General features: G+C 31.9%; 16 protein-coding genes. 2 read left to right on the top strand and 14 right to left on the bottom strand.

Going from position 1 to position 14,016, the window contains the following annotated elements; genetic code table 11:
- Window positions 1-48: 48 nt before the first annotated feature.
- Entirely contained in the window at window positions 49-2,901 is a 2,853-nt protein-coding gene (gcvP, locus tag H526_RS0108530; protein WP_027392619.1) for an aminomethyl-transferring glycine dehydrogenase, read from the bottom strand.
- Between the two features lie 135 nt (window positions 2,902-3,036).
- On the opposite strand from gcvP, the gene H526_RS0108525 reads away from it, so the two are divergent.
- Window positions 3,037-3,864 carry a UbiA prenyltransferase family protein gene (locus H526_RS0108525; RefSeq protein ID WP_027392618.1) on the top strand — a complete coding sequence of 276 codons (828 nt, stop codon included), beginning with the start codon at window positions 3,037-3,039 and terminating at the stop codon, window positions 3,862-3,864.
- On the opposite strand, the gene H526_RS0108520 is transcribed toward H526_RS0108525, so the two are convergent.
- The 3 genes from H526_RS0108520 to H526_RS0108510 are packed head-to-tail and all read right to left on the bottom strand — an operon-like array spanning window position 3,853 to window position 4,970.
- Complete coding sequence (locus H526_RS0108520) at window positions 3,853-4,107, bottom strand: hypothetical protein (RefSeq protein WP_027392617.1); 255 nt, start codon at window positions 4,105-4,107, stop codon at window positions 3,853-3,855. The two genes, H526_RS0108525 and H526_RS0108520, sit on opposite strands and share 12 nt — an antisense overlap.
- Before the next feature lie 42 nt (window positions 4,108-4,149).
- Window positions 4,150-4,410, bottom strand: coding sequence for a hypothetical protein (locus H526_RS0108515; protein ID WP_035085016.1), 261 nt, complete (start codon window positions 4,408-4,410; stop codon window positions 4,150-4,152).
- 5 nt (window positions 4,411-4,415) lie between these two features.
- Window positions 4,416-4,970, bottom strand: a complete 555-nt coding sequence (locus H526_RS0108510) for a sigma-70 family RNA polymerase sigma factor (protein WP_027392615.1) — start codon at window positions 4,968-4,970, stop codon at window positions 4,416-4,418.
- Between the two features lie 177 nt (window positions 4,971-5,147).
- Here H526_RS0108510 and H526_RS0108505 point away from each other — a divergent pair, with 177 nt between their 5' ends.
- The gene (locus H526_RS0108505; RefSeq protein WP_027392614.1) at window positions 5,148-5,711 is read left to right on the top strand and encodes a hypothetical protein; all 564 of its coding nucleotides are present in this window, start codon (window positions 5,148-5,150) and stop codon (window positions 5,709-5,711) included.
- 169 nt (window positions 5,712-5,880) lie between these two features.
- On the opposite strand, the gene H526_RS0108500 is transcribed toward H526_RS0108505, so the two are convergent.
- The 10 genes from H526_RS0108500 to purE all read right to left on the bottom strand — a co-directional run bounded on the left by H526_RS0108500 (window position 5,881) and on the right by purE (window position 13,946).
- Window positions 5,881-6,342, bottom strand: coding sequence for an SRPBCC family protein (locus H526_RS0108500; protein WP_027392613.1), 462 nt, complete (start codon window positions 6,340-6,342; stop codon window positions 5,881-5,883).
- On the bottom strand, window positions 6,339-7,256 hold the full coding sequence (locus tag H526_RS0108495) for a TIGR01777 family oxidoreductase (protein ID WP_027392612.1): 918 nt from the start codon (window positions 7,254-7,256) through the stop codon (window positions 6,339-6,341). The genes H526_RS0108500 and H526_RS0108495 overlap by 4 nt, the downstream gene beginning before the upstream one ends.
- A 10-nt stretch (window positions 7,257-7,266) precedes the next feature.
- Entirely contained in the window at window positions 7,267-7,707 is a 441-nt protein-coding gene (locus tag H526_RS0108490; RefSeq protein ID WP_027392611.1) for a hypothetical protein, read from the bottom strand.
- 4 nt (window positions 7,708-7,711) lie between these two features.
- Window positions 7,712-8,593 (bottom strand): methyltransferase domain-containing protein, encoded by an 882-nt coding sequence (locus H526_RS0108485; protein WP_027392610.1) that lies wholly within the window; start codon window positions 8,591-8,593, stop codon window positions 7,712-7,714.
- A 15-nt stretch (window positions 8,594-8,608) separates the two neighbouring features.
- The gene (locus H526_RS28675; RefSeq protein WP_035084933.1) at window positions 8,609-9,019 is read right to left on the bottom strand and encodes a hypothetical protein; all 411 of its coding nucleotides are present in this window, start codon (window positions 9,017-9,019) and stop codon (window positions 8,609-8,611) included.
- A 19-nt stretch (window positions 9,020-9,038) separates the two neighbouring features.
- Entirely contained in the window at window positions 9,039-9,383 is a 345-nt protein-coding gene (locus tag H526_RS31445) for a hypothetical protein (protein WP_081415576.1), read from the bottom strand.
- Window positions 9,358-9,732, bottom strand: coding sequence for a hypothetical protein (locus H526_RS0108475; protein WP_027392609.1), 375 nt, complete (start codon window positions 9,730-9,732; stop codon window positions 9,358-9,360). Before H526_RS0108475 ends, H526_RS31445 begins: the two co-directional genes overlap by 26 nt.
- A 95-nt stretch (window positions 9,733-9,827) precedes the next feature.
- On the bottom strand, window positions 9,828-10,331 hold the full coding sequence (locus H526_RS0108470) for a GbsR/MarR family transcriptional regulator (RefSeq protein ID WP_027392608.1): 504 nt from the start codon (window positions 10,329-10,331) through the stop codon (window positions 9,828-9,830).
- Between the two features lie 525 nt (window positions 10,332-10,856).
- The gene (locus H526_RS0108465; RefSeq protein WP_027392607.1) at window positions 10,857-12,878 is read right to left on the bottom strand and encodes a M3 family metallopeptidase; all 2,022 of its coding nucleotides are present in this window, start codon (window positions 12,876-12,878) and stop codon (window positions 10,857-10,859) included.
- 582 nt (window positions 12,879-13,460) lie between these two features.
- Window positions 13,461-13,946 (bottom strand): 5-(carboxyamino)imidazole ribonucleotide mutase, encoded by a 486-nt coding sequence (purE, locus tag H526_RS0108460; RefSeq protein ID WP_027392606.1) that lies wholly within the window; start codon window positions 13,944-13,946, stop codon window positions 13,461-13,463.
- Window positions 13,947-14,016 lie beyond the last annotated feature (70 nt).

The following is a 14,016-nucleotide window of genomic DNA, read 5'->3' as shown; positions in this document are numbered from 1 at the left end:
AGACTATCATTCTAAGTCTCAGGCAATTTTATTGCTTAGTATATAAATTTATACTTCCTCCATATATTCTTCAATAGGAGTACAAGTACAAATTAGATTTCTATCACCATAAGCGTCATCCACACGTCTAACTGTAGGCCAGAATTTATTATCTGCAACATAAGTTAGTGGATAAGCAGCTTGCTCTCTGGTGTATGGGAAGTCCCATGTATCTGCTGTTAGCATTGCCATTGTATGCGGAGCATTTTTCATTATGTTGTTTGGATTATCAGAACTTGCTTCCGAAATTTCCTGACGGATACTGATCATCGCATCACAAAAACGATCCAGTTCTGCTTTACTTTCACTTTCTGTTGGTTCGATCATAATAGTTCCTGCAACAGGAAAAGAAACAGTAGGCGCATGGAATCCATAATCCATTAATCGCTTAGCGATATCAGTTACTTCGATCCCGTGTGCTTTAAAAGGTCTACAGTCTATAATCATTTCGTGAGCTGCACGACCACGTTCACCAGAATATAGTGTGCTATAATGACCATCTAATCGATCTTTAATATAATTAGCATTAAGGATTGCGTATTCTGTCGATTCTTTTAAACCTTGTGCTCCTAGCATTGTTATATATCCGTAAGAAATCAAACAAGCCAAAGCCGATCCCCAAGGAGCTGCAGAAATTGCAGTTATTGCTTGATCACCTCCTGTAGTTATTACTGGATTCCCAGGTAAAAATGGTACTAGTTGTTTGGCTACACAAATAGGTCCAACACCTGGTCCACCACCTCCATGAGGAATTGCAAATGTTTTATGTAAATTCAGGTGACATACATCTGCTCCGATAGCACCTGGATTAGTTAATCCCACCTGAGCATTCATATTAGCACCATCCATATATACTTGTCCTCCATTATCGTGAATTACTTGAGTAATTTCTTTGATAGCAGATTCATATACTCCATGAGTGGATGGATATGTTACCATTAGTGCAGAAAGATTGTCTTTGTATTTCTCTGCTTTTTCTTTAAGATCTTCTACATCTATATTTCCTTCTTCGGTTGCTTTTGTTACTACGACTTTCATTCCCGCCATTACCGCTGATGCAGGATTTGTTCCGTGAGCAGAAGAAGGGATTAAGCAAATATTTCTATGATGATCTCCTCTGGATTCGTGATAAGCACGGATAACCATTAATCCTGCAAATTCTCCTTGCGCACCTGAATTAGGTTGTAAAGAAGTTCCTGCAAAACCAGTAATTTCCGTTAATTGATCTTCTAATTTTTTTAATACTTCTTGATATCCTTGAGCCTGTTCAACAGGAACTAATGGATGTATATTACCCCATTGCGCATTACTTAACGGAAGCATTTCTGATGCGGCATTTAATTTCATTGTACAAGAACCTAAAGGAATCATAGAATGATTTAAAGAAAGATCTTTACGTTCTAGTTTTTTGATATAACGCATCAATTCTGTTTCAGAATGATAGGTGTTAAATACATCGTTTGTTAAGAATTCAGTATTTCGTTTTACAAAATCAGGAATACTCGTGGCAGCATCAATTGCTGTTATCTTGATAGATTCCTTTCCAGAAGCTTTTGCAAAAATTGATACGATATTATTGATGTCAACAATTGTGGTAGCTTCATTCAAAGAGATAGATACGGTTTCTGTATCTGGATAATAAAAGTTTACTTCTTGAGCTTCAGCTATTTCTTTAATTTTATTAGCATCTGCTTTAAATCGAATCGTATCAAAGAATACGGTGTTTAGTTGCTTATAACCTAGTTTGGTTATAGCATTTGCAAGACTTGTAGTAGAACTATTTACTTTATTGGCGATATATTGTAGTCCGTCTTTACCGTGATATACAGCATACATTCCTGCCATTACAGCAAGTAATACTTGAGCTGTACAAATGTTTGAAGTAGCTTTATCACGTTTGATATGTTGTTCACGTGTTTGTAACGCCATACGCAAAGCACGATTTCCATTCATATCTTGGGTAACTCCAATGATCCTTCCTGGAATATTTCTTTTATATGCTTCTCTTGTTGCAAAATATGCTGCATGAGGACCTCCATATCCTAATGGAATTCCAAATCGCTGTGTTGTTCCAACTACTACATCAACATCAAAACTACCTGGAGATTTAAGGCTTACCAAGCTAAGAATGTCAGCAGCAACAGCAACTTTTATTTCTGATTGATGCGCTTTTTCTACAAAAGATGCGTAATCATACACTTGACCAGATACTCCTGGATATTGTAAAATAGCACCGTAAAAATCAGTAGAAAAATTAAATGTAGTATGGTCACCAATAACTAATTCAATTCCCAAAGGAATTGCTCTTGTTTTTAACAACGAAAGTGTCTGCGGTAGAATTTCTTGAGAAACAAAAAATTTGTCAACGTTTTCTTTTTTCTGAGCTCTAGATCGCACTGCAAATAACATGGTCATAGCTTCTGCAGCAGCTGTACTTTCATCAAGTAAAGAGGCATTGGCTAATTCCATTCCTGTAAGATCACAAACCATCGTTTGATAATTCAATAAAGCTTCTAATCTACCTTGAGCAATTTCTGCTTGATAAGGAGTATACGCAGTATACCAACCTGGGTTTTCTAGAATATTACGTTGTATTACTGCGGGTAAACTTGCTTCGTGATATCCTAAACCAATATAAGTTTTAAATACTTTGTTTTTAGCAGCTAACAGTTGCACATGAGCAGAATATTCTTGCTCACTCATAGCTTCATCTAGCTGTAAGGGTGATTTTAATAAAATATCATCTGGTACCGTTTCGAAGATAAGTTGATCTATAGAATCAGCTTTGATGGTGTTTAACATGTCACCTAGATCTTTTTCTGAAGGCCCAATATGACGTAGTTTAAATGAGTCAGTTTTCATAGCAAAAAAACAGTTGAGATTTAAAGCGCAAAAGTACATATTTAATCCATAAAATTTTCACAATAAATTAACCTAACACTAGTAAGTTTTTAACCAACTTAGGGTGTTATTAACAGATTCCCCTAAATTAGCAAAGTGAAAACCATACAAAGTATATTTAATTTTTATCTAAATAGCAGTATTCACGTGGCTTTAGCTGTGGCTTCCTTGGTAAAACTTACTTTTTTGAAGTTCGAGATTTTGGAAGGTGATATGTATGTGTATTTCAGTTTTGTTGGAGCTATTGTCGCATATAATTTTGTAAAGTATGCCACGATTTCGAAATTGTATCATAAGCGATTAACAAAATCAATGACTGGAATCAAAATATTAACAGGTATCTGTTTAGTGATATTTGTATATTTTACTTTTCAATTATCTTTAGATATATTGATGTATTTATTTCCTTTTGTACTGCTGACGATTCTTTATACGGTTCCAGTTTTTCCAAATAAAAAAAATTTAAGAAGTGTTGCAGGGATTAAGATTTTTATTATTGGAACAACCTGGACAGGAATTACTGTTCTAGTGCCTATGCTATATGCAGAAGGAAGTTTAGGTCTTGACATGGTTATGGAAATTATTCAACGTTTCTTGTTCATAGTGGTAATAATGTTACCTTTTGAAATAAGAGATTTGCAATATGATAGCAGAGAATTAGAAACGATTCCCCAGAAAATTGGAATTACTAGAACTAAGGTTTTTGGAAGTATATTATTGGTTATCTTTCTACTATTAACAGCATTTAAAGACGATCTTTCCTTTGCAGAAATTTTAACCACGGTATTGATTACAATTGTAAGTTTACTTTTTTTATGGGGTACTGATAAAAAACAATCGGAATACTTTTGTTCCTTTTGGGTAGAAAGTATTCCGATTATGTGGTTGTTTACATTGGTTCTGATGCAAAGCCTATTTGGCTAATTTCTTTTGCAAAGCCTGTTTCATTTCTTCTTTTACAGAAGCTTCTATTACTTGAACATTAGATTTGCTTATTGTTTTGGTAAGCTTAGTATTTCTTTTAGAATATGCACGTGTTACTTTACAATAGATTAACCTAATATTTAATTTGATGATTTCCATAATGGATGCTTCACCATATTGATTTTTATCACAAATGTATTTTGCTTGTTCGCAGGATACAAATAAATTGTTACTCGTTTTCATTACAATTTTTTAACTAATTATTTGGGGTGTTATTAACTTTTTTTATTCCAGCTCTGACATTTTTTTCTTTAACTGTTCTTTCATAGTATCTTTAGCGGATTGATTGATATTTATCACTTTAGGATCCTTAAATAATTTAGTTAGTTTCGTATTCTTAGACGAATATTTTCTACAAGCCTTACAATAAATTAAATGAATATTTAATTTTACTTTTTCCCAAAAAGAGGCTTCTTTATATTGGTTTTTATCGCAAATGTGATTTGCATTCTCACAACTTACAAATATTTTGTTTTCCTTATTCATGTGTATTAAAACCAGTTTTTTTCTAGACATTCCGCCATCGCTGTACGAGCACGATGAATGATCACCCATAAATTAGACGCAGTGATATCAAATTCATTACAGATTGCTTCTGTATCAAATCCTTGAATCGTTTTCATAGAGAAAATACGAGCTTGTTTTTCTGGTAATTTACCAATGCAATTGTGTATGGCAACCCCTAATTCTGTGTTTTCAATTTTACCTTCAGCATTTTGGTCAAAAGGGTCAGCTACTCTTTCTTCTAACCAATCTCCTTCAGTTTCGCCATCATTCGTATAGTTGATTCGTACTTCTGCCTTTCCCTTATTACTATTTATTTTCCTGTAGTGATCAATGATTTTTCTTTTTAATATTGAAATTAACCAAGTACGTTCACTGGCTTCTCCTTTAAAGTTTTTCATTGATTTAAGACCTGCGAAAAAGGTCTCCTGCACTAAATCTTGCGCAATTTCTCTGTCGTCGACTCTTACTATGGTATAATTAAATAAATAATCACTGTATTTGTCAATCCACGTATTAGGGTCTATCGTGTTTGTAGGCATAGTCTATTTGCTCTTTTCTCCAAAAATAGGATAAAAAGTTGAATCTCAAATAAGTTTGAACCATTGAATTAAGGGAAAGGTGTATTAAGAACCCAACAATATACCAGTAACTGGGTATTTTTTTAATATCGATATGACCCTATGTTTGTGCATATCATTTTTTTAAAAAACAGTCAGATGAAAAAAATTACATTTCTTTTAATTATTCAATTAGTATTGTCAAGCGGAATAAAAGCACAAGAGGTTGAAAAAAACTTCGTTCCATATTTTATGAAAGATGGCGAGGTAACATCATTCGAACGTAAAGGTGCTAAAATTGAAGCCAAAGCTATCGGTTTTGGTTATGGAGGAGTAAACCAGTACTTAACTATTTTTAATAGTAAATATTCTAGTGTTAGATTTAAATCTAATGATGTTCCTAAGTTTATTATGTCCTTAGATGAAGGGATTGACCCTCTTGATATTGTAATTATCTCTAAGGCAGATGTGGTAAAGAAGCGAAAAAAATATAGAAGATTTATACAGAAAGGAAATTCTATGGGAGGTGGTAGTAAAGATATAAGTCAACATCTTATCGTTCCAGAACTTAAGAAAATAGACGAAAACCTTTATGAAATTATAATGCCATCACTGGTTCCTGGAGAGTATGCTTTTCAGCCTATTTATAAAGGTGTTGAAGCCAATAATATTATGGGTACATCAGGAGAAGTACGTATTTATTGTTTTGGTATTGATGATTAGAATTTATAACTGAATTGGGAGTTGTTTGCCTGGGAAGTGAGTATCCATATGTCTGAATGAGTAAAAAACTAGTTGTGATTAATGACGTTCATAATTAGACTCCACCAGAATTGCCCACGATGGTAAATTCAGTATATGTTTTACTACTGCTTTTCAGGTAAACTCTTATTTATGGTATAGTAGATTGTTCGGTTTTTAACTTGATAAATTGATTCCTTGTTTTTAGAAATTTAGTTAAGTGTTTTTTTAAAATTATTTGGTCAAATATTTTTCCTAATAGGCTATAGGGGGTTGTATATTCTAAAACGTCAATCATCTCAGTTCCCTTTGATAATTCTTTAAAAATGTGTTGATGCTTAAAAGTTTTAAAATGGCCACTTATCATTTCATCAATAAAATAAGTAGAATGCCTTAATGATGTTATTTTACTTTGATGTTTTAGGTATAAACCAAAATGTTTTCCTTTCCAGGTAACTGTGTCATAGAGATCAATTAATCCAGAAGTTTTACCAGCAATAGCGACCTCTTTTGTTTTCGAAGCGGAACCCATGTGTATATCAATATTTCGAGCTGCATCAAAAACGACTTTAATCGGGGCTTCTATTTTGGTATATAATCGGATTGTGGTCATAACTTATTAGTTAATTCTTTAGTAGCGTTTACTAAATCTGGATATTTAAATTGAAAACCATTTTGTAATAGTTTTTTTGGAATAACGTTTCTGCTTTTTAAAATTAATTCAGTTTCGGTTTTAATAATACGCGCACCAATTTCCAAAAGTGGTTTAGGTAGTGGAATTCCAAAAGGAACTTTTGTTACGTTTCGTAATGTTTTCATAAGATTATTATTGTCCGTTGGTTTAGGTGCAACGATATTAATAGGACCTTGGATCTCTTCATTTTCTATAATAAATTCTAAACTTCGCGCAAAGTCAGTTTCGTGAATCCAACTAAATTTTTGATTTCCTTTTCCTTGTTTTCCACCAAAACCAATTTTTACTAAATTGATAATAGGTTGCAATGCACCACCATTTTTTCCTAATACTATAGAAGTTCTGAGAGCTACTTTTCTAGTTTTTGGAGTTTTATGCGTAAAAAAAGCATTTTCCCAATTGGTAGCTACATTAACGGAGAAGCCTGTTCCAATTTCGCCATCGATTTCATCCATTTCTTTATCTAAAGAATGTCTATAGATGGTTGCTGTGGATGAGTTAAGCCATACCTTTGGTGGATGTTCACAAGACGATATAGCTTCACCTAATATATTCGTAGATACGACTCTAGAAGAAAGAATTAGATCTTTGTTTTTTTGATGATATCTACAGTCTACAGATTTTCCTGTCATATTAATTAAAACATCAGATCCTTCTAATTCGTTTTTCCAGGCTCCTATAGTTTTACCATCCCAATGCTCATATTTAATAGTACCTTCAATTTTATTTTTTCCTCTGGTTAGAATGACAATGGTCTCAACTTTAGTTTTAAAATAATCGACGAGTACGTTTCCTAAAAAACCGGTTCCTGCAGCAATAACTATTTTTTTCATGTTTTTTAATTTAAAATAATAATATGGGTAACCATAATAATCTATAGGTTATCCAGGTGACAGTTAGATACCCAGGTAATTTAAGTTTTTTAACTCTTCTAGTATGATCTAATATCATAAGGCATACAACTAATAAGAAAAGTAAAATTTTAATTTCTAGAACAATTACTTCTTGTTTATACAACAATATCAAAGGGATTAATGTTAAAGATCCTAATAAAGAAACTGAAATCATATTATATAAGTAACTATGAATTTTTTTCTTTATAAAAATCATAATAATACTACCTTGCCAAACTAGTTGACCAGAACACATTACTATTTCTTTTATTAGATTGTCATTAGGAATTAACTCAGGGAGCTCTTTTGCATAATGATATAACACTAATGTCGATAGTAACGTAGCAATAATTATATATATCCAACGATATGTTATTTGAAGTAGACTCATAGGTTTATTTCTCGGCTGTTATAATATAGTACCCAAAACTTTTCATATGCAATCCAGAAAGTAAAGCAAATAAAGAACCTTTAAGGTTTTTCCAACTTTGTGGTTTTAATTTTTCTTTCCTAAAAAACTTCCTAAAAATAAAACCTGTAATAGCAAAAGGCACGTGTAGTACGGAAGGAGCTACTCTAAAAGAGATATCTTCTATGGATACATTTCTAAAACCAATTTGTTCTAAGGATTCTTTTACTTTTTGTATGCTACCAAGACCTTCTAAACTCCACCCTTTACATAATTGCCGATAGCAATAATGACTTCCGGGACATAATTGTTCCACATCTTTTTTAAGAAAAGCATCCGCTATAACTAATCTTCCACCTGGTTTAATAATCCTATATGCTTCTTTAAAAGCAACAGTACTATGTCCAGAATGACAATAACTTTCTATTGCATATGCACTATCAAAACTGTTCGGAGTAAAAGAAGTACTATTATAGTTTTCATTAAGAATAAGACCATTCATGTTTTTTAGCCTTTTATTCCCTTCAGTTACCTGAAAATCAGAAAGTGATACTCCTAGGATATTGATTCTAGGATATTTGCGTAAACCATATTTCATAGTGCCGCCTATTCCGCAACCTAAATCCGCAACAATACCATTTTTTCTGTCGAAACGTAATCGGTTAAAAACTTGATTATTCATTTCATTAAGCATTGTATCTCTTTTGAGAAATGTCGTTTTAAAAGGAATATAATACCCGAAATGCATATTGAAATCTTTACTCCAGAATTCATAATCTTCTGTCGCTTCATCATAAAGTTCGATCAGTTTTTCTTTATTTGATTTTTGAAATCTAAATTTATGTAATAGTGGAAGTGTAGTATTCATAATGATATGTTTTAATTATTGAACTTGAGGATCATTGGGTCTTACTACCTGAGTTACAAATGGAGTCTTTTGTTTGGATTTTTTTCTTCCTCTAAAGAATAAATACATATTTAGAAATAACATTAATCCTAAGTAGACCGAAAATCCACCAATTTTGAAGCTTAATATTTCTACTAAATTTTGATAAGTATCATTGAAACGGTAGCCGTCAATTTTTAGAATTAATAGTGCCCAACCAATGTTTAAAAGATAGAAACCTACTTCAAAGAGACGATTGGTTGCAATCGCTATATCATCTTTACCTTTAAAAATATCAATCATAAAAGTTTTTCCATTTTTAAATAAAGTTCTAGACACAAAGTATGTTAAGGCAATTGCGATAGGTAAATAAATTATGTATCCAATAAAAATTTTAGAAGTTTCCATATAGTTGTTGTATTTGTAGTTATTTAAAGTTTTTAATAAATTTTGTTATCCAGAATAAGTTGAAATAATGCAAGATTGCTAGTATACAGATAATGATTGCTGTGTTTTCTGATAAACTTTCTATCAGTTGGGAAATAGAATTTACAGTAGTCCAATCTGATAAAGTAATTACGGTATATCCGATATTTATGAGATAGTATCCTAGTAAGAGAATGTTGTTTACTCGTAAACAGAAATCCTTGTCGTTAGGAACCAAATGGGTTACAAAAACATTTCCGTTTCGATAGCAAACCAATCCTACTTTTATAATGATAAAAACAGTAATCAATATGTATATGCTATATGTAAATAGGTTTAAATTCATTAATGTTTATTTTACTTTTGTAAGTTATGTATACGGAGTATGATGCGATTAACATAGGTATGATGCAGATAAATAAAATATAAGGATCCATCACCATTGAATTAGTTCTCCAAGTATTAAATATATCTGTTGTCCATAAAAGGCCATATGTTAAAACTATGAACCAATATATTAGAAGGTGTCGTTTTATTTTGATATTAAGTTTTTTCCAATGGAATAATATTATTACTCCTAGAACAACCTGAATAACACCAAGTGCCATTTGAGCTAATAAACCTCCTATGATGGTAGTGTAAAGAATTAAGGTGATAATAAAACTCCATTTGTTAATGTTATGTATTGTTTTCATAATTTTAATAGTTTTAAAGTTTCAATAATTTTTGAAATATAATTTGAAAAAGAAAAGGAATTGCTTCCCTTATCTCTTTTATTATATTATGGTTCTTATTTAATTAGTTTCATCAAAGTTTTAGTAATCCAATTAGATTCTTGATTCACTATCTTATTCATCATTGTATCAGCACTATCCGCTAATTCGTATAAAGCCTTGGTTTGCTTAATTAATTCTTCTGTTTTTTTTGTTCCATCATCCTCAATCGCGGATACCTCTTTTAGTACTTTAATAACTGGCTTTATTTCTCGTCTGCTTCGTTCTTTTGCTACTTGTCTGGCGAGTTCTTGTACATCCTTTTCTGAAGCAAAATATTCCTTTCTCTCTCCCGGTTTACTTTCTTTAAAAACGATACCCCAATCCATAAGTTGGCGTAAATTCATACTTGTGTTTCCTCTGGAGATATGCAATTCTTCCATAATATCTTCCATCGATAAAGGTTCAGGTGAGATCCATAGTAGCGCATGGATTTGTGCCATTGCTTTATTGATTCCCCACAAGGTACCTAATGACCCCCAGGTGGATATAAACTTATCTTTTGCTTCTGTGTAATTCATAGAGCAAATATATAATAAATTTTAAACTTTCAGTAATTTTTGAAAGTTTAATTTTTTCAATTATGTTAAAGCCATAAGCTAAAAGGTTGTGGTACAGTTGTTTTTTTGTGGAGAAGCCGTTTTTATAACACATTGATTTTGTGTAATTTACAGGTTGAATACTGACTTGTTAAGAATCAAAAAAAATGACTTTATTATTCTATTAATATTTTCTTGTTTTTTTGAATATAAGAGTAATGGAAGATGAATATTAGATATGTTTGGTCTAGTTATGTGAGTAAATAGTGTTTTTAGATTGAAAAAAGTTCACTATTAAGTTAGGTCAGGTAATAAATGTTATTGTAGAATTACCTTATCATCATGTTTCGAATTGCATCAGAATATAGTAGCCTGATTAGAAGAGAAGTTAGTTGTTTGTACGCTAGTAATTAAATAAGACGATCAATATCCTCAGAACCTTAATCCAAAAAAGGTGCTTCAAAATTCATTGAAGTACCTTTTTTATGAATTGTTTTTAAAAAATTATTATTTAATCAATCCAGCACGTTTTAATAGTGCTTCAGGTTTTGGTTCTTGTCCTCGGAAACGTTTGTATAAAGTCATTGGATTCTCTGTACCACCTTGGGATAATACGTGATCTTTAAATTTAGTAGCTATTTCTTTATTAAAGATACCATGTTCTCTAAAATATTCAAAAGCATCTGCGTCTAATACTTCTGCCCATTTATAAGAGTAGTACCCTGCAGAATAACCTCCTTGAAAAATATGAGAAAAAGAAGTACTCATACAGTTTTCTGCTACATCTGGATATAACGAAGTTCCTTCAAAAGCTTTCTTTTCGTGTGCTTTTACATCTTTGATATTACTTGGGTCTTGCGAATGCCAAGACATATCTAGTAACCCAAAACTTAGTTGTCTCATGGTTGCCATTCCTTCCATAAAAGTGGATGAATCTTTTATCTTTTGTACCATTTCCATCGGAATTACTTCTCCTGTTTCATAATGTTTAGCAAATAATTCCAGCGCTTCTTTTTCATAACACCAGTTTTCTAAAACTTGAGATGGTAGTTCAACAAAATCCCAATACACACTGGTTCCTGATAGACCAGGATATGTAGTATTAGCTAACATTCCGTGTAATGCGTGACCAAATTCGTGGAATAGGGTAGTAACTTCGTTAAATGTTAATAAAGATGGTTTACTCGGTGTAGGTTTAGTAAAATTACATACAATAGAAATATGAGGTCTTATATTATGATCATCTTTCTTCATCTGTGGTTTATAAGATGTCATCCAAGCACCATTTCGTTTTCCCGATCTTGGATGGAAATCCGCATAAAAAACAGAAATAAAATTACCTTTAGTGTCAGTTACATTATATGTCTTTACTTCTTCGTGATATTTATCTACCTGATCCGTTTCTTCAAATTGTAGATCAAATAAATTGGAAGCTACTTGAAAAACCCCATCGATAACATTTTCTAGCTTAAAGTATGGTTTTAGCTTTTCATCGTCTAGATCAAAAAGTTTTTGCTTTAATTTTTCGGAATAGTACGCTCCATCCCATTTTTGTAATTGATCAATTCCGTCAAGTTCTTTAGCAAAATTTTCTAATTGCTTAAACTCTCTTTCTGCGGCTGGTTTAGCTTTATCAAGAATTTCATTTAAGAATGAGAATACTTTTTCTGGAGTTTCTGCCATGCGTTCTTCTAAAACATAATTGGCATGAGAAGTGTATCCTAGAACTTGAGCACGGTTATGTCTTAATTGCGCTATTTTAAGAACAATTTCTTGATTGTCTAATTCATCATTATTAAAACCTTTTGAAGCAAATGCCAGAGACAATTTTTTTCTTAATTCTCTATTATCTGCGTATGTCATAAACGGAATATAGCTTGGATAATCGAGAGTAACCATCCATCCTTGTTTTTCCTTAGATTCGGCAAGAGCTTTTGCTGCTTCTTTAGCTCCTTCGGGTAAACCAGAAAGGTCAGATTCTTTGGTTAACAACATTTCGAACTTGTTCGTTTCTGCAAGTACATTTTCTCCAAACTTTAAGCTTAATTGGGAAAGCTCTTTGTCAATTTCTCTTAGCTGTTCTTTTTTGTCAGCGGGAAGGTTTGCACCATTTCTAGAAAATGATTTATATCTTTTTTCTAATAAAGTGTTTTGTTCTGGAGAAAGATCTAATTCATCTTTAATATTATATACAGCTTCAATTTTTTTGAAAAGATCTTCATTTAAGGCAATGTCGTTTCTAAATTCAGAAAGTAATGGAGAAGCTTGCTGAGCGATTTTTTGAATCTCATCGTTAGTTTCTGCACTATTTAGATTAAAAAATATGCTGGTAACTCTGTCTAATAATTCTCCACTATATTCTAATTTCTCTATTGTATTAGAAAAAGAAGGGGACTCAGAGTTTTTAACCAATGTGTCTACTTCTTGTTTAGCAATTGAGATTGCATTTTTAATAGCTGGTAAAAAATGTTCAGGTTTTATTTTAGAAAAAGGTGCTAGGTCGAATAATTCTAATAATGGGTTTTTCATTATTTATCTATATTTTTTATGAATAATGTGTGCTTTTGTCGAGAAACTGTGTTCGTTGTCGATAAATGCCTTTCTAATTGTTTTATTTTTTGACACCAACGTATAGGATACGATTACATTTGTGTAGGTTTATTAGTAATGGTCTAAACAAAGTAATAAACACATTATTGTAATCAGGGGTATGGATATCAATAATACGCTTTGTGAAGACCAAATATATTGAAAGAGCTACAATTATTGTAGCTCTTTTTTGTTGATTTTTGGTTTACAACCTACTATTTGGATAGAGAATATTGAAAAATGTATGTTTTTTCTAAAAAAAACATGCAATAAACGCACGTTTTATGCGTTTTAGCGATAAAATATGTAATTTATCGAAAATGTTAATAAGTTTTGACAGATAATTATTGCGTAATTAAAGTAAGGGATTACCTTTGTATCAGGTTTTAAGAGTATGGTCTTACGATGAATTTTTTGTGTAATATATTTAAGTTGGTTAATAAATATTGTTATATTCTATTGTAAGACCTGATATTGGAAAGAGTCGCTGAGGAGCGACTCTTTTTTTTGCAATACTCTTTTTTACTTTTTTATCTGTTTTGCGCCTTCGATTACTTTTTGTTTCAGACCTTCTTTATAGACTAAAATTTTATCTAATATACAAGTGTCGGATGCTCCGATAATTTGCGCCGCTAGAATTCCTGCATTCATTGCGCCATCTAAAGCTACAGTTGCTACAGGAACGCCTCCAGGCATTTGTAATATAGAAAGAACAGAATCCCAGCCATCGATAGAATTCCTTGATTTTACAGGTACCCCTATAACCGGTAACGGAGATAAAGAAGCAACCATTCCAGGAAGGTGTGCCGCTCCACCAGCACCAGCAATAATAACAGAAATCCCCCTAGTATGAGCTTTTTTACTATAATCAAATAATTTTTCAGGAGTGCGATGTGCTGATACAATATCCACTTCTACTTCAATATCAAAACCTTGTAGAATTTCGATTGCTTTTTCCATCACTGGCATATCACTTGTGCTTCCCATGATGATTCCTACTTTACTCATGTATCTAATTTTATTATATTTTTTAAAAATTCAATAAGAATATATCATTACGCTAGTAATAATGAATTAA

This window comes from Aquimarina latercula DSM 2041, from assembly GCF_000430645.1.
GTDB lineage: Bacteria > Bacteroidota > Bacteroidia > Flavobacteriales > Flavobacteriaceae > Aquimarina > Aquimarina latercula.
This window is presented reverse-complemented; position numbering and strand designations above follow the sequence as displayed.